21 protein-coding genes are annotated in these 19,860 nt (G+C 66.9%); 13 read left to right on the top strand and 8 right to left on the bottom strand.

Annotation, left to right across the window (positions count from 1 at the left end; all coding sequences use genetic code 11):
• The first annotated feature begins 78 nt into the window (after positions 1-78).
• Both serS and AC5FRW_RS03795 read left to right on the top strand, forming a co-directional pair.
• Positions 79-1,455, top strand: coding sequence for a serine--tRNA ligase (serS, locus tag AC5FRW_RS03790; protein ID WP_493567096.1), 1,377 nt, complete (start codon positions 79-81; stop codon positions 1,453-1,455).
• A 91-nt stretch (positions 1,456-1,546) separates the two neighbouring features.
• Entirely contained in the window at positions 1,547-2,185 is a 639-nt protein-coding gene (locus AC5FRW_RS03795) for a polysaccharide deacetylase family protein (RefSeq protein WP_493567097.1), read from the top strand.
• A 32-nt stretch (positions 2,186-2,217) separates the two neighbouring features.
• Here the strand turns inward: AC5FRW_RS03795 and AC5FRW_RS03800 are convergent, their stop codons facing one another.
• A complete protein-coding gene (locus AC5FRW_RS03800) occupies positions 2,218-2,529 on the bottom strand; it encodes a hypothetical protein (protein ID WP_493567098.1) in 312 nt (103 codons plus the stop codon).
• Positions 2,530-2,764: 235 nt separating this feature from the next.
• On the opposite strand from AC5FRW_RS03800, the gene AC5FRW_RS03805 reads away from it, so the two are divergent.
• From AC5FRW_RS03805 to AC5FRW_RS03825, 5 genes are all read left to right on the top strand, one after another.
• Positions 2,765-3,103: a hypothetical protein gene (locus AC5FRW_RS03805; RefSeq protein ID WP_493567099.1), complete on the top strand. Its 339-nt coding sequence runs from the start codon at positions 2,765-2,767 to the stop codon at positions 3,101-3,103.
• A 4-nt stretch (positions 3,104-3,107) separates the two neighbouring features.
• Positions 3,108-4,064 carry a glycosyltransferase family 2 protein gene (locus tag AC5FRW_RS03810; protein WP_493567100.1) on the top strand — a complete coding sequence of 319 codons (957 nt, stop codon included), beginning with the start codon at positions 3,108-3,110 and terminating at the stop codon, positions 4,062-4,064.
• A gap of 95 nt (positions 4,065-4,159) precedes the next feature.
• Positions 4,160-4,642, top strand: a complete 483-nt coding sequence (locus AC5FRW_RS03815) for an Lrp/AsnC family transcriptional regulator (protein WP_493567101.1) — start codon at positions 4,160-4,162, stop codon at positions 4,640-4,642.
• 113 nt (positions 4,643-4,755) lie between these two features.
• Positions 4,756-5,181 carry an NAD-binding protein gene (locus tag AC5FRW_RS03820; RefSeq protein WP_493567102.1) on the top strand — a complete coding sequence of 142 codons (426 nt, stop codon included), beginning with the start codon at positions 4,756-4,758 and terminating at the stop codon, positions 5,179-5,181.
• Positions 5,178-7,331: an amino acid permease gene (locus AC5FRW_RS03825; RefSeq protein ID WP_493567103.1), complete on the top strand. Its 2,154-nt coding sequence runs from the start codon at positions 5,178-5,180 to the stop codon at positions 7,329-7,331. Before AC5FRW_RS03820 ends, AC5FRW_RS03825 begins: the two co-directional genes overlap by 4 nt.
• A 98-nt stretch (positions 7,332-7,429) precedes the next feature.
• Here the strand turns inward: AC5FRW_RS03825 and AC5FRW_RS03830 are convergent, their stop codons facing one another.
• Together AC5FRW_RS03830 and AC5FRW_RS03835 are read right to left on the bottom strand one after the other, a co-directional pair.
• The gene (locus tag AC5FRW_RS03830; protein ID WP_493567104.1) at positions 7,430-7,756 is read right to left on the bottom strand and encodes a nuclear transport factor 2 family protein; all 327 of its coding nucleotides are present in this window, start codon (positions 7,754-7,756) and stop codon (positions 7,430-7,432) included.
• A gap of 140 nt (positions 7,757-7,896) precedes the next feature.
• Complete coding sequence (locus AC5FRW_RS03835; RefSeq protein ID WP_493567105.1) at positions 7,897-9,522, bottom strand: redoxin domain-containing protein; 1,626 nt, start codon at positions 9,520-9,522, stop codon at positions 7,897-7,899.
• 88 nt (positions 9,523-9,610) lie between these two features.
• Here AC5FRW_RS03835 and AC5FRW_RS03840 point away from each other — a divergent pair, with 88 nt between their 5' ends.
• Positions 9,611-10,120, top strand: coding sequence for a DUF367 family protein (locus AC5FRW_RS03840; protein WP_493567106.1), 510 nt, complete (start codon positions 9,611-9,613; stop codon positions 10,118-10,120).
• A 9-nt stretch (positions 10,121-10,129) separates the two neighbouring features.
• On the opposite strand, the gene AC5FRW_RS03845 is transcribed toward AC5FRW_RS03840, so the two are convergent.
• Both AC5FRW_RS03845 and AC5FRW_RS03850 read right to left on the bottom strand, forming a co-directional pair.
• Positions 10,130-11,311, bottom strand: a complete 1,182-nt coding sequence (locus AC5FRW_RS03845; RefSeq protein ID WP_493567107.1) for a sensor histidine kinase — start codon at positions 11,309-11,311, stop codon at positions 10,130-10,132.
• Between the two features lie 140 nt (positions 11,312-11,451).
• Positions 11,452-12,495: an enolase-like domain-containing protein gene (locus AC5FRW_RS03850; protein ID WP_493567108.1), complete on the bottom strand. Its 1,044-nt coding sequence runs from the start codon at positions 12,493-12,495 to the stop codon at positions 11,452-11,454.
• Between the two features lie 90 nt (positions 12,496-12,585).
• Between AC5FRW_RS03850 and AC5FRW_RS03855 the strand changes: the two genes are divergently transcribed.
• From AC5FRW_RS03855 to AC5FRW_RS03870, 4 genes are all read left to right on the top strand, one after another.
• Positions 12,586-13,155, top strand: coding sequence for a GNAT family N-acetyltransferase (locus tag AC5FRW_RS03855; RefSeq protein WP_493567109.1), 570 nt, complete (start codon positions 12,586-12,588; stop codon positions 13,153-13,155).
• Between the two features lie 100 nt (positions 13,156-13,255).
• Complete coding sequence (locus AC5FRW_RS03860) at positions 13,256-13,954, top strand: CDP-alcohol phosphatidyltransferase family protein (RefSeq protein ID WP_493567110.1); 699 nt, start codon at positions 13,256-13,258, stop codon at positions 13,952-13,954.
• Positions 13,951-14,640: a CehA/McbA family metallohydrolase gene (locus tag AC5FRW_RS03865; RefSeq protein ID WP_493567111.1), complete on the top strand. Its 690-nt coding sequence runs from the start codon at positions 13,951-13,953 to the stop codon at positions 14,638-14,640. The genes AC5FRW_RS03860 and AC5FRW_RS03865 overlap by 4 nt, the downstream gene beginning before the upstream one ends.
• 2 nt (positions 14,641-14,642) lie before the next feature.
• Positions 14,643-15,392, top strand: coding sequence for a TVP38/TMEM64 family protein (locus tag AC5FRW_RS03870; protein ID WP_493567112.1), 750 nt, complete (start codon positions 14,643-14,645; stop codon positions 15,390-15,392).
• Position 15,393: 1 nt separating this feature from the next.
• Here the strand turns inward: AC5FRW_RS03870 and AC5FRW_RS03875 are convergent, their stop codons facing one another.
• A complete protein-coding gene (locus AC5FRW_RS03875; RefSeq protein ID WP_493567113.1) occupies positions 15,394-16,041 on the bottom strand; it encodes a metal-dependent hydrolase in 648 nt (215 codons plus the stop codon).
• Positions 16,042-16,230: 189 nt separating this feature from the next.
• On the opposite strand from AC5FRW_RS03875, the gene hisG reads away from it, so the two are divergent.
• Positions 16,231-17,079, top strand: coding sequence for an ATP phosphoribosyltransferase (gene hisG / locus AC5FRW_RS03880; RefSeq protein WP_493567114.1), 849 nt, complete (start codon positions 16,231-16,233; stop codon positions 17,077-17,079).
• 9 nt (positions 17,080-17,088) lie between these two features.
• Here the strand turns inward: hisG and AC5FRW_RS03885 are convergent, their stop codons facing one another.
• On the bottom strand, positions 17,089-18,462 hold the full coding sequence (locus AC5FRW_RS03885) for an acyl-CoA thioester hydrolase/BAAT C-terminal domain-containing protein (protein ID WP_493567115.1): 1,374 nt from the start codon (positions 18,460-18,462) through the stop codon (positions 17,089-17,091).
• Between the two features lie 46 nt (positions 18,463-18,508).
• Positions 18,509-19,753: a hypothetical protein gene (locus AC5FRW_RS03890; protein ID WP_493567116.1), complete on the bottom strand. Its 1,245-nt coding sequence runs from the start codon at positions 19,751-19,753 to the stop codon at positions 18,509-18,511.
• Positions 19,754-19,860 lie beyond the last annotated feature (107 nt).

Below are 19,860 nucleotides of genomic sequence, written 5' to 3' on the forward strand. Positions count from 1 at the left end.
CCGCGGGGCGGTGCTCGGTCCGCCACGCAGAGACACGGTATCGACACGATTAGGTCGGGGCGTCGACTACCGGCGAGCATGTTGAGTAGACAGTTCGTCCGTGAGAACCCCGAGGTGGTCCGGGCGGCCATCGAGAACAAGGGCGTCACGGGCGTCGATCTCGACGAGATTCTGCGGATCGACGAGGAGTGGCGCGAACTGAAGGCCGAGGGCGACAGTCTCCGTCACGAGCGCAACGAGGTCTCTAGCACGATCGGGGAGTACAAGCGCGAGGGCGAGGAGGAGAAAGCCCAGGAAGCCATCGAACGCTCCAGCGAACTCAAGGAGGAACTCCAAGCAGTCGAGGACCGGGCCGACGAACTCGAAGCGAAACTGGAGGCCCGCCTGCTGGAGATTCCAAACGTCCCCCACGAGTCGGTGCCCGTCGGCGAGGACGAGGCAGACAACGTCGAGCGCTACCGCGAGGGGTTCGAGGAGCTGCGTGACCTGCCCGACGAGGTCGTCCCCCACTACGATCTGGGTGAGGACCTCGACATCATCGATTTCGAGCGCGGCGCGAAGGTGTCGGGCGGCGGGTACCAGTTCCTCAAAGGCGAGGGGGCGCGACTGGAACACGCCCTGATCCAGTTCATGCTCGATGTCCACCGCGAGCAGGAGTACATTGATGTGTTCCCGCCGATCCCGGTGAACTCGGCATCGATGCGTGGCACCGGTCAGCTCCCGAAGTTCGCCGAGGACGCCTACCGGGTCGAGGCCCGGCAGGAGGACGAGTACGACGACGACGACCTGTGGCTGCTGCCCACGGCGGAAGTGCCGGTCACCAACATGTACCGCGACGAGATTCTGCTCGATTCGGATCTCCCGCTGAAACATCAGGCGTTCTCGCCGAACTTCCGGCGGGAAGCGGGCGAGCACGGCACCGAAACGCGGGGCTACGTCCGCGTCCACCAGTTCAACAAGGTCGAACTCGTCAACTTCGTCCGCCCGGAGAACAGCTACGAGCGTCTCGAAGGGCTGCTCTCGGAAGCCGAGGAAGTCCTGAAACGTCTCGACCTCCCCTACCGGGTCCTCGACATGTGCACCGGCGACATGGGCTTTACGCAGGCCAAAAAATACGACATCGAGGTGTGGGCACCCGGCGACGACATGGACGACGGCCCCGCTGAGGGCGGGCGCTGGCTGGAAGTCTCAAGCGTCTCGAACTTCGAGGACTTTCAGGCCCGACGGGCGGGCATCCACTACCGCCCCGAGCGCCACGAATCTGCCGAGTACCTCCACACGCTCAACGGCAGCGGCGTCGCCGTCCCCCGGGTCATGGTGGCGATCATGGAGTACTACCAGAACGACGACGGCACCGTCACCGTTCCCGAGGCGCTGCGCCCCTACATGGGCGGCCAAGAGGTCATCGAGGGCCACGATCCCGTCGGCGAGAGCGCCGTGGGCGACGGCGAGTGAGGGCGTCACGGACTCCACGCTCGCCGCGGCCGGGACCGTCGAAACGTGAACGACCGGTAGGCATACCACGGAGTCGCGCGAACCCCTGTCCGTGTCGAGCGCGTTCCTGACGATCGACGACGGGCCATCGGAGACGATCGCACACAAGCGGTCGGTGCTCGCGGAGCGAGACGTTCCAGCCCTGTTCTTTTTCGAGGGGCGATACGTCGCCCGTCGGTTCGAGAGCGTCGTCGAGACGCTCCGGGAGGGATTCCACGTCGGGAACCACGGCTACAGCCACACGGCGTTCTCGTCGCTGTCGCTCGAACGGGCGAAACGCGAGGTCCAGAGTACCGACGATCTGATCGAAGCGGCGTACGAGCGAGCGGGCGTCGAGCGCCCGGCGAAGGCGTTCCGGTACCCGTACGGCGACCCTATCGCCGAGCAACACCGGGCGGCGTTCCGGGCGTTTCTGGACGAGCTTGGCTACGACGGGCCGCCGACAGCGGCGGACGCGACGACGGCGAGTCGAGACGGATCGGTCGCGTGGTTCTGGACACTCGACTGTCGGGAGTACGACCTCGAAGACGTGGATGCGGTCCGGGCGCGGATCGACGAGCACCGCGCCCGGCGAGAACCGGATGGGGTCGAAGTCGTCCTGCTGCACGACCACGCGGCGACGGACGACCTGTTCGAACCGATCGTGGATGCGCTACGCGAGCACGGACTGGCGTTCCAGCGGCCCGTCTGACTCACCGGGACGAGAGTGGGCGGACAGCAGCGTCAAAACCGGAACCGTTCGAAGCGGCCGTCGGAAACATCTGCCGCCAGTCGCTCACGCACGGCATCACGTTCGTCGGGCGCGAGCGACCCGAACGACACCGAATCGTAGAAGCCGCCGCGCTCGACGAGCGAGTACGTGCCGGTCTCGACATCGCGGCGGACGTAGAACAGCAGGTCGTCGGCGATACTCGCGCCGAACCCGAAGTCGGCAGTGTCGCTTGCCGTCCCGCTGGTGCTTGCGACACCGCCGACACCGACCGCCGTTCCCGTGCAACCGATCATCTTGAGCGTCTCCCGTCGGAATAGTTGCATAACGGTTGTACCGTTTCGGCCACCGTTGATAAATATTTCTCCCAGTTTCCATTTTTTAATTTATGTATCCACCACTTATCGATAGTAGCACAAACCTCTTGTAGAGAACATATGTAAATTTATAATAAAGCTAAGAATAAAATATAAACCCACTGTCATTGACTAGAGATTTACTCCCATGTCGATGGGGCGGTGACCGATCCGTCCACGGCCGGGGGTACTGGAGAGAAGAGACATGAGCGACACCATTCGAGAGATTCTACAGGAAGCCAGCAACGACCCGGAACTACTTCAGCTGCTCAAAGAAGAGCCAGCAGCGGTCGCCGAGGAGTTCGACCTCGGCGAGGAGCAACTCGCCGCACTCAAGCGATCCGATCTACTGTTGGAGATGCAGCCAGAGAATCCACTCCTCGACGTGACGACCCACACGATGGGAACGATCACGATCACCGGCTCCGTCGACTTCCCGACGAGGCTCGAAGACCTCGCGAAAGAGGAGCTGATCCGCGTCGTCGAACGGGCCGTCGTCGACGAGGCGTACGCCGAGCGGATCCGCGAGTTCAGAGAGCTATAGACGCATGGCGAGCCCAGATATCAGCGTCGTCGTTCCGGCGCGAAACGAGGCCGGGCGGCTCGCACCGACACTGCAAAACATCGCGGCCCAGCGCTCATCTGACGCCGATGTCGAGTTCGTCGTCGTCGACGACGCGTCGACCGACGGCTGCTGTGACGAACTGACCGCTCCCGCGTCCGATGTGACACTCACCGTGGTCCGGCGCGACACGCGTGGCGGCGTGCCGACAGCGCGAAATGCCGGAGTCGAGGCCGCGTCCGGGGACGCGCTGTTCATCACGGACGCCCACGTCCGCGTGTCGGCCGGCTGGGACGAGCACCTGCTGGCGAGTCTCGAAGACGGCGTCGTCGTCGCCGGCTCGATCGCCGATGCGGACTCAGAGTTCGTCGGCCACGGCTGTAATCTCGTCGTCCCGTACATGGGGACACACTGGAACCGGGAGGAGCCCGAGGAGGGCGATCCGGTCCACGTCGCGTCCTGCGCGGCGACGGGCGTGACCCGCGACACCTTCGAGTCGATCGGCGGGTACGACGAGGGGATGTTGTACTACGGCAGTGCCGAGCCGGAGTTCAGCGTGCGAGCGTGGCTCAACGGGGTGCCGGTCCGTGCGAACCCGGCGCTGGTCGTCGAACACGAGTTCAAGTCCGGCGGGCAGGCAAGCGAGTTCGTCGACGAACACCGGACACACCTGACGCACAACAGCCTCCGGTTCGGGTTCCGCTATCTCGACGAACTGGCGTGTCTGGAGATGATCCGTCACTTCACACAGCTGTTCCCCGAGCACGTGCCCGAGGCGTTCGAACTGATCGAGCAAAGCGATGTCTGGGCCGAACGTGATCGACTCGCGTCGGAGCTACCGCGCGATTTCGGTTGGTTCGTCGACCGGTTCGATCTCGAAGATTCAGCCGAGCGAGAGATCGTTGGCTACGAGACCGCGGCGGCCGCGAGTGGCGACGACTGAGACAGTGTCGTGACGACGTGGGCGGCCCTCTCGCGCACGTCCGTCGGCCGGTCGGACAGGGAGACCTTTTTGCGCGGCGTCCGAGAAGCACGCACATGACGCTCGAAGGACTCGACGAACTGGATCGGACGATTCTCTACGCGCTCCAGACCGACGCGCGGCGTGCGTCGTCGGGGACGATCGCGGAGGAGGCGGGCGTCTCTGCGAGTACCGTCCGCAACCGGATCCAGCGTCTGGAAGAGAAGGGATTGCTCAGCGGCTATCACGCCGATGTCGAATACGAGGCGGCGGGGTACCAGCTTTACACGCTCATCGTCTGTACCGCGCCCGTCCCGCGCCGTGAGGAACTCGCGGAAGCGGCGCTCGACATCCCCGGCGTCGTGCGGGTGACCGAGATCATGACCGGCGAGGAGAACGTCCACGTCAGCGCGGTCGGCGAGGACGGCGACGATCTGAGCCGGATCGGGCGAGATCTGGACGAACTGGGGCTTGAAATCGCGGACGAGGACCTCATCAGGAACGAGCACGTCGGGGCGTTCGACGGGTTCGGCCCGGATATTGAGGACAGTATAGAATAATATATCGCTATTTTTTGCCGATCCGTGAATTATATCGGCTAGTTTATCACCTATCGTCTGCTACCGTGAAATAGCGATCCCGCTCGATATCGGAGTGGGACACGGACAGACCAATGTCGAGACACGAGACACACGCGAACGAGACGATGCAGCGATCGAACAGCGCCTGCGTGATCGGTGGCGGCCACGTCGGGCACGCCGTCGTCCGTCAGTTGGCGGGCCACGAGACGACTATCACGCACCTCGATGCAACACCGATCACGGACCCGCCGCCGGGCGTGACGACCGAAGCAGTGACCGAACCGAGCGCCGATGCGCTGTCGGCGTTCACACCGGACGAACCGGGCATCTCGCTGGTGCTCGGGCGGACAGACAGCCAGAATCTCCTCGCAGCACAACTCCTCCGAACGCTGTGTGACGCCGAGCGCATCGTCGTCCTCGTGAACGATCCCGAGCGACTGGATGCGTTCGAGGCACTGGGCGTCGAGACCATCGATGCGGCCAGTGTCCTCGCGACGGCGGTGACGGAGCGCGTATGAAGCAACTGGAACGCGACCTCGGACTCCCGACCGTGATCGCGATCAGCGTCGGCGCGATGATCGGCAGCGGCATCTTCATCCTGCCGGCGCTGGCGCTTGGCATCGCTGGACCAGCGGTCGTGCTGGCCTACCTACTGGCCGGCGTACTGGTCGTCCCCGCCGCACTGTCGAAATCGGAGATGGCGACGGCGATGCCCGAGGCCGGTGGCACCTACATCTACATCGAACGGGGCATGGGACCGCTGCTGGGGACCGTCGCGGGCGTCGGCACGTGGTTCTCACTGGCGTTCAAGGGCGGACTCGCACTCGTCGGCGGCGTCCCCTACCTCGTGCTGGTGTTCGACTTGCCGATCAAGCCCGTCGCCATCGCGCTCGCGGCGGTCCTGATCCTCGTGAACCTCGTCGGCGCGAAACAGACCGGTCGGCTACAGGTCGCCATCGTCGTCGTCATGCTGGCGGCACTGGCGTGGTTCGTCGCCGGGAGCGGTCCGAGCGTCCAGCAGACGAACTTCCAGCCGTTCTTCACGGACGGCTGGGGTGGGTTGCTCGCCGCGACGGGGCTGGTGTTCGTCTCCTACGCGGGCGTCACGAAGGTCGCGAGCGTCGCCGAGGAGGTCGAGAACCCCGACCGGAACATCCCGCTTGGTATCCTCGGCTCGCTCGCCTTCACGACCCTGCTGTACGTCCTCATCGTCGCGATCATCGTCGGCGTCACCGAACCGGGTTCCGTCGCCGGGTCGCTCACGCCGGTCGCGGAGGCCGCCGAGGCGACCCTCGGTAGTGCGGGCGTCGCGGCCGTGATCGTCGCCGCGGTGCTGGCGCTGATCTCGACGGCCAACGCCGGCATCCTCTCGTCGTCGCGCTACCCCTTCGCGATGGCCCGCGACGGCCTCGTTCCCGAATCGCTTGCGGCCGTCAGCGACCGTTTCGGGACGCCGTCGCTGTCGATCACGCTGACCGGCGCGGTGTTGCTCGCGCTCATCGCGTTCGTCCCGATCCTCGAGATCGCAAAGCTCGCCAGCGCCTTCCAGATCCTCGTGTTCGTCCTCGTGAACGTGGCCCTGATCGCGTTCCGTGAGGGCGACACCGACTACGCGCCGACGTTCGAGTCGCCGCTGTACCCGTGGGTGCAGATCGGCGGCGTCCTCAGCGGACTGGTCCTGCTGACCCAGATGGGCGGGGTCGCGATACTCGGTGCCGTGGTCATTACCGTTGGGAGCGTGCTCTGGTACGTCCTCTACGCTCGCTCGAACGTCCAGCGACAGGGTGCTGCTGCCGACGTCGTCGGTCAGCGGATCGGCGAAGCCGTCCTCGACGAGACCGAGTCGGCGCTCGACGAGAGCACCTACGAGGTGCTCGTCGCGCTCACGCGCGAGGTGAGCCGGGACCGCGAGGCGGCGCTGCTCCGCCTGGCGGCCGACCTCGTGCGCCCCCACGACGGGCAGGTCGCTGTCGTCCGGTTCGAGGAGGTGCCCGACCAGATGGAACTGGAGACGGCCGCCTCGATGCAGTCACCCGCAGACGTGCGCTTCGAAGAGCAGACCGACGATCTGGCCGCCACCGATATCGATGTCGACGTGGTCGCGGGAGAGATCGTCAGCCACGACACGAAACACGCAATTGTGAACTTCGCGCGCCACCGCGGCGTCGACTCGATCGTCGCCGAACACGAGCACCGTCGGCTCCGCTCGCGGCTCTTTGGCGAGCCGATCGACTGGGTCGTCCGTCACGCAGCCTGTGACGTACTGCTGGTCGACAACGACGGCTACGACTCCCCGGACCTGATCGAGATCGGTGACGACAGGCCGTTCCACCCGGCGGTAGTGGCGGTCGCGGAGACGCTCGCGACCGAGAACGGCGGCCGGATCGTCCTCGGTTCGACCGGCGACGACGATCCACCGGATTCGATCGAGCCGTACCGGGACGGGGTCGCTGACCTCCTCTCGTCGTCGGTCGAGACCGACGGCGGCGAGTCGGCAATAGCGGAGCCGGACGTTCGCGTCCTGCGAGGTGCGGACCACCGGCTGCGCGGCTCCCTCCTCGACAGGTCGGCCGGCCGACCGGCCCGCGGGACCGAGATCACCGTCCACCCACACGAGTCCCGCCAGCCGGGGCTGGTGCGACGGCTCGTCGAACGGATCGTCTTCTGATACGGTTTATTGTCGTCGCGTCCCGGTGATCGTCGTCACGGGGTAGACGATCACCGGTACATCGCTACAATAATCCGTATGACCGAGCGTGGCCGCGATCACCGCGTGTACGTTTCGATGCGCGTGATCGCGCCATCGGAAAACGAAAAGCGGTCCGCAAAGCGTGTGATCGTCTCGCCGTCGCTATCGAGCAGTCGGCCCGCGACGACGACACCGCTCTCACCGTCGTACACCGCTTCGATCGGATGTGTCGTGTCGGTCTGTGGTCGTTCCTCGCGCATGAACTGGACGAACCGCGCGCACCCCTCGATGGTCATGTCGGGCCGGTCGTGGACGAACGCCGCCGTCAGCAAGTCGGCGAGCGAGTCGTAGTCACCGGTGTCGAGAGCGCGATAGTACGCGCGTGCCGTCGCCACCTGATCCATACTGGGGCCGGGGCCGGCGGGACCGAGAAAGTGCCGGTCATAGGGAGTATCGTAGTAATTCATCGATTCTCTCTCGAGAGAATCGAACACCCGAGCCGGTCGAGCGGCTTGTTCTCTCCGACCGGCGACGATACTCCCTCTCAGTAGCGCGATTCGTCGGTCTCGTCGTCCTCGTCGTCCTCGTCGAGTTCGTCCTCGGTCGGGATCGCGGCCATGTCCTCGTCGCTGGCACCGTCAGGATCGTCGAGTGTCTCGGCGTCACCGGTCTCGTCGCCAGCGAACGGATTCTCCCCGGACTTGCTCACGTCGGCGAACGAGGGTGTATCGTCGCTCGCCTGCGGATCGTCGGGGTCAAGATCGCCACGCCCCCCGGACGAGGGAGTCCCACCGCCCGGTTCGAGCGCCCCCGACCCCGGCGGTGGGACATCGCGCTCGTCGGTGGTCGACGTGTCGTCGTCATCCGCAGAAGCCGACGCTGCGTCGCTCTCGGACTGGGCCGCCTCGGCGGCCGACTGGCTGGCCGCCATGTCGGCTTCCAGTTGGTCGAGGTCCGTGTCGTCGACCGTATCGTCGATCTCACCGTCCGCGTCGTCCTCGCCCTGCTCGACGCCCGGTGGTGCGTCGACCATACTCGTGGGCGTCTCTTCGATGTCGCCGCCGACGGGGTCGTCGGGCTGATTGGCCGCGAGTTCGGCCGTTAGCTGTTCGATGTCCGCGTCGTCGATCTCGTCGTCCGCCGAGGTGGCCGCCGCGCCGTCCGCGGTCGTCGCCGTCTCCTCGCCCGCGGGGTCGTCGTCCGCCGGGTCGTCGCCCGCCGCCTCGTCAATGTCGACTGCAAGTGTCGTGTCAGTGTGTTGCTCGTCGGGAAGGATGCTCCCCTCGTCGCCGTCGGTGTCGAGGTCGGGGGGCCAGTCGTCGGGGTCGACGGGTTCGCCCAGATCACGGGCCGTCTCTAGCGGTCGTTCGGCGTCGTCCCGGAGGCGCTGGCCCGCCGCGCCGGCACCACTGGAGTACTCGCTTGCCGACTCACTGAGCCACTCGGCGGCCTGCCACAGTGCCGTCGCCTTCTCCTCGGCGTGCTCGTAGTACGCATCCAGATCGGGATCGTCGACGAACCGGACGGCGCTGTCGAAGTGTTCGGCGGCCTCCTCGAACTCCGCCTGTGCGCGCTTGAAGTCGGACTGTGAGAGCATCCACTCCGAATCCTTGAACGATCCCATCGCGCTGGTGAACGCGCGCCGGCCCTCTGTGTAGTGGGCGAAGCCGACCCGATAGCGGGCGAACGCGGTGTCGTCGCCGCCCGTCTCGGCGATGGCGTCCTTGATCGCCTCGACATCCGGCAGGGTCGTCAGGTCGCGGGTCGACCAGGCGTACTGGACGACGCCGTCGTGGTCGACGACGAACACGGCCCGTTCGATCAGGGCCTGTCCCAGATCGTCCTCGAAGGTGACGCCGTAGCGCTTGGCGACCTCGCGGCGCGTGTCCGCGAGCAGTGGGATGTGCAGATCGTACTCGGCGGCGAAGGCGGCGTGGCTGTACAGCGAGTCGGCGCTGATCCCCAGCACGCTCACGTCCTTTTGCATGGTAAAGAGGTCGAGTTCGTCCAGATCGGACTCGGCGTCGCAGGCGGGATTGAAGTCGCCGGGGTAGAACGCGATGATGACCACGTCCTCGCCGAGGTAGTCTTCGAGTGCCACCCGCCGGTGCTCGCCGTCGGCGAGGGCCGGCAGTTCGAACCGTGGCGCGTCGTCGCCCGCAGAGATCACTGGCCGATATATTTTCGTTCGCACACTTAATGGTATGTTCCGGCTCGGTTCTCGTGGCGCTTTTACCGGCTGGCGGTCTACCGAGGGTGTGGAGCTACACGTTCGGTACGAGGGCGACGACGACCCCGACAAGTGCAGCGCCCGGCGACTGGCGCGCTTCGACGAGGCCGAGTTGCACCGTGCCACCCGGTCGACGCCGCCCGGAATCGTCCTGAACCCTTTCGCCGAGCAGGCACTGTCGCCGGCCGACCGAGCGGGCACGGGTGCCCGGACCGACCGACTGGTCGCGCTGGACTGTTCCTGGGAGACCGCCGAACGCGAAGCGTTCGATCTCGAAGGGATCCACCGCTCGCTACCGTTCCTCGTCGCGGGCAACCCCGTCAATTTCGGGACCCCCTTCCAGTTGAACACCGTCGAAGCCTTCGCTGGCGCGCTCTGTATTCTCGGTGAGCGCGAACAGGCCGAGCGCATCCTCGATCACTTTAGCTGGGGCCATACGTTCATCGAACTCAACGAGGAACCGCTCGAACGCTACGCCGCGTGTACCGATTCGACGGACGTGATCGCCGTGCAAGACGACTACCTCGCCGAGGAGTAAGCGCCGTTCCTACTCGGCCACGACGAACTCGAACCGGGCACCCGACAGTTCGCCGTCGGTCCCGGACTGGCCCGCGCCACGGTCGGTGACCGTGACGGCCCAGCCGTGTTCGTCGGCGACCTCGCGGACGATCGTCAGTCCGAGACCGGTGCCGCCACCCTCGGAGTAGCCCCGTTCGAACACCGACGAGCGCTCGTCCGCGGGGATGCCGGGACCGTTGTCCGCGACGAAAAAGCCCCGCCGGTCCGTGAGCCGGCCGACCTCGACGGCGAGTCCGTCCCCGAGCGGTGAGTCGCTCGCGTCGGTCGTCTCGATCTGGTGGTCCGGGAGGCCGTGTTCGACGGCGTTCTGCGAAGTCTGTGAGGCAGGGCTCGTGGAACCGTGTTCTACGGCGTTGCGAAAGAGGTTCTCGAACAGTTGTGTGAGGCGGGCGCGGTCGGCAGCCAGCCGCAGCGAGCGTGAGACGGTCAGCGTCGCCGCCCCGGTCTCGACGGTCTCCCAGGCCTCGTGTGCGACCTCGGCGATCTCGACGCGCTCGGTCTCGCCGGCGTCGTCGTCTCGGGCCGTCGAGAGCGTGCGGTCGATGATCCGCTGGATGCGTTCGTGGGCGTCGGCGACCGTCTCGAAGTGTTCCGCGTCGCCGTGGTCACGGGCCAGATCGAGGTGGCCCTTGGCGATGGCGAGTGGATTGCGCAGGTCGTGGGCGACGATGGTGGCGAAGTTCCCCATCCGGTCGCGCTCGGCTTCGAGCGTCGCGATCCGGTCGGCCGACGCGTCGAGTCGCGAGCGAGTGCGGGCGGCGTCGACGGCACCACTGGCGAGTGCCCTGATCGCCCACGCCGGTGCCGTTCGGTCGGTGTCGGCCCAGGCCACGAGCCGGCCAGCGTCGCCGACCGGGACGACCAGTGGATCGGCCGGCCACGACAGCGTCTCGGGCGCGTCGGTCACGTCGACGCGGTCGCGACGAACCGACGGGTCGGACCCGTCACTGGCGCCGGCGGCGATCGGATCGCCCGCGGCGTCGTAGACGACACAGTCGACGGGATCCGAGAGGAGTCGAGCGATCCCACGAGCGGCGGCAGTTGCCACTGTCTCGGGGTCGTCGGTATCGGCAATGGCATCGAGTGTCCGTGCGACGACCTCGCCGGGATCGTGCGTCGAACCGTCGTCCGCGCTGTCGTCTCCTGTCATCCTCGTGCAGTTAGGGCGGCCGCCCCGACGACCCCGTGGCCGCCGTCCGGTGGCTCGTCCCCGCAATACGTTCGTTGACGAGGGAGGTCCCTATAATTCTTGGCGAATCGAATATTCCCGATGGGTGAACAAAGGCGGCGCTACCAGCCGAATCCGTGATGGTCTGTCGGATCGAGCGGACTCGACGGCAGACCGGCCTGTGGCTCGGGGGCGTTGTACTCGCCGGGGGCAACGTCGTTCGGTGCGTCGGGGTAGCAAAGCGACGCCAGCGCCTGAATCTGGCCGCGACCGACGCCGAGTTCGAACTGCCCGCCGCCGTACAGCGCGATGTCGCGTTGCTCGCAGTAGGCGATGGTCGACAGCAGCGACTCGACGGTCCCAAAGCGGGAGGGCTTGCAGTTGAGCCACGACGGTTCGACTGGCAGGGCCTCGATACTGGCGATGCCCGTGATGGGATAGTCCCAGCTCAGCCGGTCTTCTCGCCCCTCGAAGACCGCTCGGGTCTCGGCGGTGATGGCGGCGTCCTCGACGATGGTCTCGGGCAACCCCTCGACGACCCGGCGGTAGAAGGCCGGATCGGTCGGCATGTCGACTTCGGTCCCCTCGTAGTAGGCCTTCAGGTCGACGACGCGGACCGCGTCAGTCGCCGCGAGAGTCGCGATCAGGTCGGCGTCCCACGCCGGCGTCGGATCGAGTTTGAACTCGGTGTCGGCGTCGATGTCCAGCCATGTCTCGACTCGGTCGGCTGTGGGGTCACCGTCCGGACCCTCCGAGAGACGCGTCGAGACGACGAACCGCACCGGGTCGTACGTCCGGTCGAGGGCCGCACCCAGCGTCAGGCCGGCCTGTTTCAGGGCCAGATCCAGCGCCGCGCTCTCGAAGGCCCACCGTCGATAGTGGCGGGCCGCGTCCTGCGTCGGTGGCTCGGGCCACAACGTCACGTCGTCGAGCAGTGTCGAGAACGAATCGAGCGTGTACTCGCCCGTGAAGTCGGCGTCGACCGCCCCCATCGAGTCGTGGTCGTCGGGTTCGTACGTCACGTCCTCGCCCCGGCCGGTCTCGCCCTCACCGTGCAGGACGACCGTCGTCGTCCGCCGTGTAAAGCCACTGGAGGTCTCGCGCGTTCGGTCAGTCGTCTCGAAGTCCTCGACGTGCAGCGACAGGTCCGCGACCCGCTCGTACATACCCACCCTTTGGCGCGCGTCGAAATAAATGACCGGCGCGGGTCCAGCGCACCCGAGATTTATCCCGGCCGCTCGTGAGCTATCGACCAGATGGTCGAACTCTGGCGGCTGACGCGGAACCGATACGCGCGGGCCGTCTACGACCGACTGGCGGCGGCGGGAATCACGGTTTCGGTGCTCACGGAGTACGTCGCGTCGCTGGAATCGCTGCCGGCGCGGGACGACCCGGCGGCGTGGACCGTCGGTCCGGCCGATCCGTCGGCGGTCGCACCACTCGATGCGCCGACCGACGTGCTCGCAGACGACGAGGTCGTGATCGCGGCGCTGGCCGGCGAGGAACCACTGGGGTACCTGTTCTGTTCGGTCGAGACGGCGATCCACGTCCACCCACTCTCCCGGACTATCGAGTTCGATGGCGCGTACGTCCGTCGGGTGTTCGTCGCGCCCGAGCACCGACAGCGAGGCGTGGCGGCGGCGATGCTTGGCGCTGCCTGCGAGTGGGCACGCGAGCAGGGCGCAAAGGAGGCAACGGCGCTGATCGCACCGGACAACGTCCCCTCGAAGGCACTGTTCGAGGGGTTCGGCTTCGAACCGGTCGGCGACCACCGCTACGTCCGACTGGGACCCGTCAGCCACCGGACGGGACCCGCGGTCGAGTAGGGAGTCGTCAGTAGCCCACAGTGACTATATATAATTCTCCTCAGTAAATATTTGTCAGGCCAGATTTATACTTGCAGCGTGCGCGGATGGAGACGAACAGATGACGGGAGAACTTCGGAAAGTGATCCGTGGTGCCTGGCAGCGGGTGGAACCGGCCGACCGCTTCGTGACCGAGCGGAGTGGACGAACGAGCGTCCTCGACCGGCTGACCGGTGCCGACTACGTCAGCCTCACCGCGCTGTTCGTCGGCTGGGGGAGCGTCCTCCTGTTGCTTCGGGCGGAACCGAACTGGGCGCTCGTGGTGATGTTCCTCGCCTTCGCGCTGGACAAACTCGACGGCTGGTACGCCCGCCGGACCGGCGTCTCCTCGCCGTTCGGTCGCCGGATCGATTCTTTCATCGACATCTTTGCCTACCTCGTCCCCGCGGCGCTGCTGGTCCACATCGCCATCGCGCCGAATCTCCTCGTCAGCCTCGTCGTCGGCTTTCTGATCCTCTCCTTTGGCGGCCTACGCCTGATTCGGCACAACGACGAGGGGTTTGGCTCTGACGGGGGAAACAGTTTCTACCACGGAACGACCGTCGTTCATACGAACCTCGTGGTCGTCGCCAACTACTTTCTCGTCACGCTGGTCGGACCGTGGAACGGCTGGCTCGCCGGCGCGACGATCGGGGCGGTCTGCCCGCTGATGGTCTCCGATTACAAGGCGTACAAGACCGACACCAGTCACATCCTCGCTGGGGCGTGTGGCGTTCTCGCGGCCGGACTCGCGCTCGCGCTCGAATACGGATGGCTATGAGCGGACGCCACGCCAGCGGTCGGACGCTGCGGATCGATCCCCACGTCCACACCGTCTCCTCGTACGACGCGACGCTACTGCCGGAGGACCTGTTGCGGGCGGCCCGACGCGCCGACCTCGATGGGGTGGTCGTCACGGACCACGACACGGTCGCGGGTGCCAACGTCGCTCGTCGACTCGCCGAGGACCTCGTCGTCGTCGTCGGCTGTGAGGTGTCGACGGCCGACGGCCACCTGCTCGCCATCGGCGTCGACGACGCACCCGAACCGGGGCGGCCGCTGGCCGAGACGGCGACCACGGTCCGCGAGCGCGGCGGTCTCGCGGTCGTCCCCCACCCGTTCCAGCGAGCACGCCACGGGGCGGGCCGAGCAGCCATCGAAGCGGTCGACGGGATCGAGGTGTACAACGCCCAGACGCTCACGGGCATCCGAAATCGGCAGGCCGAGGCGTTCGCCGACGACTTCGACTACCCCGTCTTCGGCGGGAGCGACGCCCACACACGCGACAGCGTCGGTCTCGCCGTCACTGAAGTGACCCTGCCCGCCGGCGAGCCAGCGACCGTCCCGTCGATCCTGCGGGCGATGCGGACCGGTCGGACCAGCGTGTCGGGGCGACGAACCACCGCATGGCAGTTCTTCAACAAGATCGTCGCCAACGCGAAGCACAAGACGGCGTCGGTGTTCTGAGCATGGCCAAGCGCGACACCCCCGCGAGCACCACGACGGACACGGTCGCGGACAGCGACACGAGCGGACTGATCTTCGAGTCGGCACGAGCGCGACGCCAGACACTGACTCTGATTGGCCTGCTCGCAGGCGGCGTGGCGGCCGCGACCGCCGTCGTCCTGTGGCTGGTCCCGAGCCTCACCGATCCGGCGTGGCTCAGGACCCAGTTACACGCGCTCGGCCCGGTGGCACCGCTGGCGTTCGTCCTCCTCCAGACCGCACAGGTGATCGTCGCTCCGATCCCGGGACAGCTACTGGGTGGTGTCGGCGGGTACGTCTTCGGGACGGTCGAGGGAACGGTCTACACGCTCGCCGGTGTGACACTCGGAAGCGCCGTCGTCTTCGTCGCGACGCGGCGCTACGGCCGGCCATACGTCGAGCGCGTCGTCGCCCCGGACACGCTGACGAAGTGGGACGAGTTCGTCGAGACGACCGGCGTCTACGGCCTGTTCGTTCTCTTTCTGCTGCCGACCTTCCCCGACGACGTGCTCTGTTTCGTCGCCGGTCTCTCGGAGCTTCGTCTCCGTCGCTTCCTCGTTCTGGTGATCGTCGGCCGCGGCCCGTCCTTCGTCGCCGTCGCCTACGCCGGCACCCGGCTTTCCGAAGGCGATGTCGTGACGTTCGGCCTGCTGGTCGGTGCGCTCGCGGCGGTCTCGGTCGCCGTCTACGCCGGGCGCGACCGCCTCGTCGCCCGTATCGAACGGGTCGCGTGAGCTACCGGCCGAACTCGACGGTCGTGCCGTCGTCGGTCTCGACGATCTCGAAGCCGACGGACAGCGCACGAAGGCGTGCCGGCACCAGCGGGGCCAGCAACACGGGCAGCGTGTGGAGGCGCTTTCGAGCGAGCGTGAACGTACCCGCCAGCGCGACGAGACCAAGCAGCACAGCGTCGACTGCGCCACCAGTGGCCGGCGACAGCAACGGAACGGTCGCCGCCGTCGCGAGCAGCAAGAAGTCCTCGGGCGCACCGGAGTAGCGGACGTACCGTCGCGGCCGGTGCCACCGGCCGAGCACGTGGTTGTACACCGCCCGCTCGGTCGTCGGATTCCAGGGCGCGCGCTCGACGCTCCCGGCGAGCACGTCCGAGACGGCGTGTAGAGCAGCCGAACCGACGGCGACGGCTGCGAGCAGGACGGCGCTGACCCCGCTCGCGAGGGCCACACCGACCAGACAGCACGCCAGCACGATGTACCCAATCGGATAATGCAGCGTCCGGCGGTGGTGCGCGAACAGATCCAGATCGGGGGCGATCCCACCGGCGAACGCGGCGGCGAGGACGAGCGGCGCTGCCAGCGAGTCGGGCAAGACCGGCAGCGCCAGTACGGCCACGGCGAGACTGACGAAGCCGTGGGTCAGAGCCATCATAGCGGTACTCACTGCTATGTACGGCTCCATACGCATAATCGATGGGGGCGGAGATCAGGTCACAGGGTCCCCTCGTCACGCGTGTCTCGCCCTTTCGAGGGGCTGGCGACTCGTGACCTCCTGTCCGCTGGCGTCGAATCGGCGGAGAGGGAAAGACAGTTCCCCTCCCCACTCCCACACCCGTCCATGCGCATTGCCGTGCCCAACAAGGGGCGTCTGCACGATCCGTCGGTCGACCTGCTCGAACGCGCCGGTCTCCACGTCGTCGACGGGGCCGACCGCCAGCTCTACGCCGAGACGGTCGATCCCGACGTGACCGTCCTCTACGCCCGCGCCGCCGACATTCCCGAATACGTCGCCGACGGCGCGGCCGACGTGGGGATCACCGGTCTCGATCAGGTCCGCGAGGCCGATCCGGGGAATCTGACGGAACTGCTCGATCTGAGCTTCGGATCCTGTCGGCTCGTCCTCGCAGCACCCGAGGACGATGCCATCGAGACCGTCTACGACTTCGACGGTGGCCGAGTCGCCACGGAGTTCCCCAACGTCACGCGCCGGTACTTCGAGACCGTCGACGTGGACGTCGAGATCACCGAGGTGTCGGGTGCGACCGAACTGACCCCACACGTCGACATCGCCGACGGCATCGTCGACATCACGTCGACCGGGACGACGCTACGGATGAATCGCTTGGAGATCGTCGACGAAGTCCTTCAGTCTTCTGTCCGACTCTTTGCCCGCGAGGACGTGGCCGACGACGAGAAGGTCGGACAGGTCGCGACCGCGCTGGAATCGGTGATCTCGGCGGAGGGCAAGCGCTACCTGATGATGAACGCGCCCGCCGAGGCCTTGGACGACGTGAAAGAGGTCCTGCCCGGCATGGGCGGGCCGACCGTGATGGACGTTGCCGGCAGCGACGACGTGGCGGTGCATGCCGTCGTCGACGACAGCGACGTGTTCGAGACGATCAACGCGCTGAAAGACGTGGGCGCGAGCGACGTGCTCGTCACGGAGATCGAACGGCTCATCGAGTAGGCCGCCGCGTCACTGCGCTCCCTCGTCGGTCAACGCCCGCCGCAGGAAATCGACGCGCTTGGGCCACGCGTCGGCGATGGCGGCGGCGTTGCCCCGCGGTGTCCCGCCGAGCACGTACTCCTCGGTCGCGTACAGCGGCCGGGTCGGTTTGTACGGGACGTTCGACACCGCGTGCCCGGCGTTCTCGTAGCTGAGATGGGTCAGCTCGTGGTCGAAGTCGTGGCGTTCGAGCCGGTCGACCGCCCGACGGGCGAACGTCGCGGACGGCCAGAGTCTGTCCGCTTGCCCCGAGACGAACATGATGGGCGCGTCGATCTCCTCGACGGGGATCGTCGCGGCCTCGATAGCCTCCTCGCTGGCCTGTTCGACCCCGGCCAGATATGTCGGCGTGTAGATGTTCTTTCCGTCTTCGAACTCGGTGCTGCCGGGCGCGGGCACCAGCGACGGCAACCGCTCGCCCCCCGCTGACCAGGCGCGCCCCCACCGGTAGTGACTCGGGGCCAGTGCGACGACCGCGCCGACCCGCTCCGACCGGACACCGAGCATCAGGGCCACTTCGCTGCCTCGCGAGACGCCCGTGACACCGATCTGGCTGTCGGCGACCTCGGGCAGCGAGTCGAGAAACGCCGCCGCGCGCTCGAAATACGACAGTGGCACGTCGCGCAGTTGCGAGTGGTTCCCGTCCTCGTAGCCGAAATAATCGAGCGACAGTGCGGTAAAGCCGTGGCTCGCGAGCAGTCGACCGTACGACCAGATCTCCTCGCCGCCCGACCCGTGCAGGACGAGCACGCCCGGATGTGGCCCGTCGCCCGGCGGCACGAACAGTTCGCCGACGAGATCGGACTGCCTGACCGGCCGATGTTCGACGCCGTCGTCGACGAGCCGCCGGGTCTGGGTCGCCGTTGCTCGTCGCTCGCCGTCGACGGTCGCCGCCAGCCAGACGGTCGTCGTCGCTGGCGGCGCTTCCGCCGGTGACGAGGCGACGGCTGTCTCACTCGTGGTCGTGCTGGTGGGGACGAGGTCCTGCAGGACCTGTGGCGGGTCGTCGCGCTCGGTCGCCGACCAGAGCCATCCCATCGGCGCGACGCCCTCGTAGCTCCCGGCTTTGGGTGCTTGCTCGGCGAGGTCTGCGATACCCTCACTGTCGGTCTCGACAGTCATCGTCGAGGCGACCACGCCGTGCCAGCCGAAGGTGGTCGTCAGTTCGACCTCGATCTCGGCCGGGAAGCCCGTGAGCCGAATCGGCGTCACCTCGTCGCGCAGCACCGTTCCGTCGATCTCGATCGACGGCTCGGCGGACTGACAGCCCGCGAGTGCCGTCGCGCCGAGCGCACCGATCGTCGCGAGCGCGTCCCGTCGTGAAAGTGTCGTTCGCCCGACCATACTGAGCGCACTCGGACGGTTGTAAAAAAGGTGGGCAATCCGGCGCTTACTTCCACCAATCGCTGCGCCGGTCGCTGTAGGTCGCGTTCTGGAAGACCGCCGCGCGCTCGCCGCTCTCCAGCCCGAACGCCGTCCCGAGCCAGTAGCCGGTGTGCCAGCCGACGGCGTCCTCGCCGACCGGTCCCACGCAGACCACGAGGCGCGTGTACAGTTCGGGCGCGCTATCGGTGTCGAGGTTGCGCACCGACGTGAACGCCTGTGACCCCTCGACACGCGTACAGCCCCGCGCACTCTCGTTGGTGACGATCACCTCGGCGAACTCGGGTTCGTCGGTGACGACGACGCTGACGTTCGTCGGGACGGTCCCCGCCGCGCCGTCGTCGTAGTAGGAAACGGCGTGACGGACCTGCTCACGGACGACGGCGGGGTCGCCCTCGATCTGTTCGGGTTCGACGCCGACGTGGAGGGTGTCGCCGTACCACGGCATCGCCCGGTCGGTGGCGTCGCGGATGTCGCCCTCGTAGCCCTGCCCCATCAGATCGAGCGGCGCGTCGCTGTGGCCCAATCCGACGAGGTGGCCGAACTCGTGGCGCGTCGTCGACAGCACCGCCGAGTTCGAACTGCCGCTCTCGACTTCGACGATTTCGAGGTCTCTCGCTCGCGTCCCCTCCGTCAGGTAGGCCGCACAGCCGGCGACGTTGTCGTGCTCGTCGTCACAGGAGTCGACCGAGCGCTCGAACTGCACTTCGACGCGGGCCTCGTCGGGATCGTCGGCCAGTCGGAATCGGTACTCGAAGTCGGTGTAGCGTTCGACGTTGGCATTCCAGTAGCGGATCGTTCGAAGGGTCAGTTCGGTCGTGTTGCGCCCGTCGTCGGCGCTGTCGTTGATCCGCACCGGCACGATCTCCTGCCCCCAGGGATTGTCCGCCGAAAGGGTGTCGTCCGGCGTTGGCGTGCCGGTGGCCGTCGGCGTCGCTGTGGCCGTTCGCGTGGCCGTCGGGGTCGGCGTTGGGGTCGCGGTGGGTGTCGGCGTTGGGGTCGCGGTGGGTGTCGGCGTTGCAGTCGCGGTGGGCGTCGGCGTTGCAGTCGCAGTCGGTGTCGGCGTTGCGGTGGGCGTGGCTGTCGGCGTTGCAGTCGCAGTCGGTGTCGGCGTTACAGTCGTCGAGACCGCCGTGGCCGTCGCGGTCTGTGTGTCGGTCGCCGTACTCGTCTCGGTCGCGTCGTCGGGCTGGATCAGTCCCCCACAGCCAGCGAGCAAGACGAGGACGAGCACGAGGGTGAGGCGGCGCATCTATCACTCCCTGTGTGGCAGTCCTTGTTAAGCTACTCGCCCTTCCGGGACCCCGCAATCGCACCGGGGGTCTTCGGAGGCGTCCCGTGCCTGTGTTCCAGCCACTC

The organism is Halomicrobium sp. HArcht3-1 (assembly GCF_058933345.1).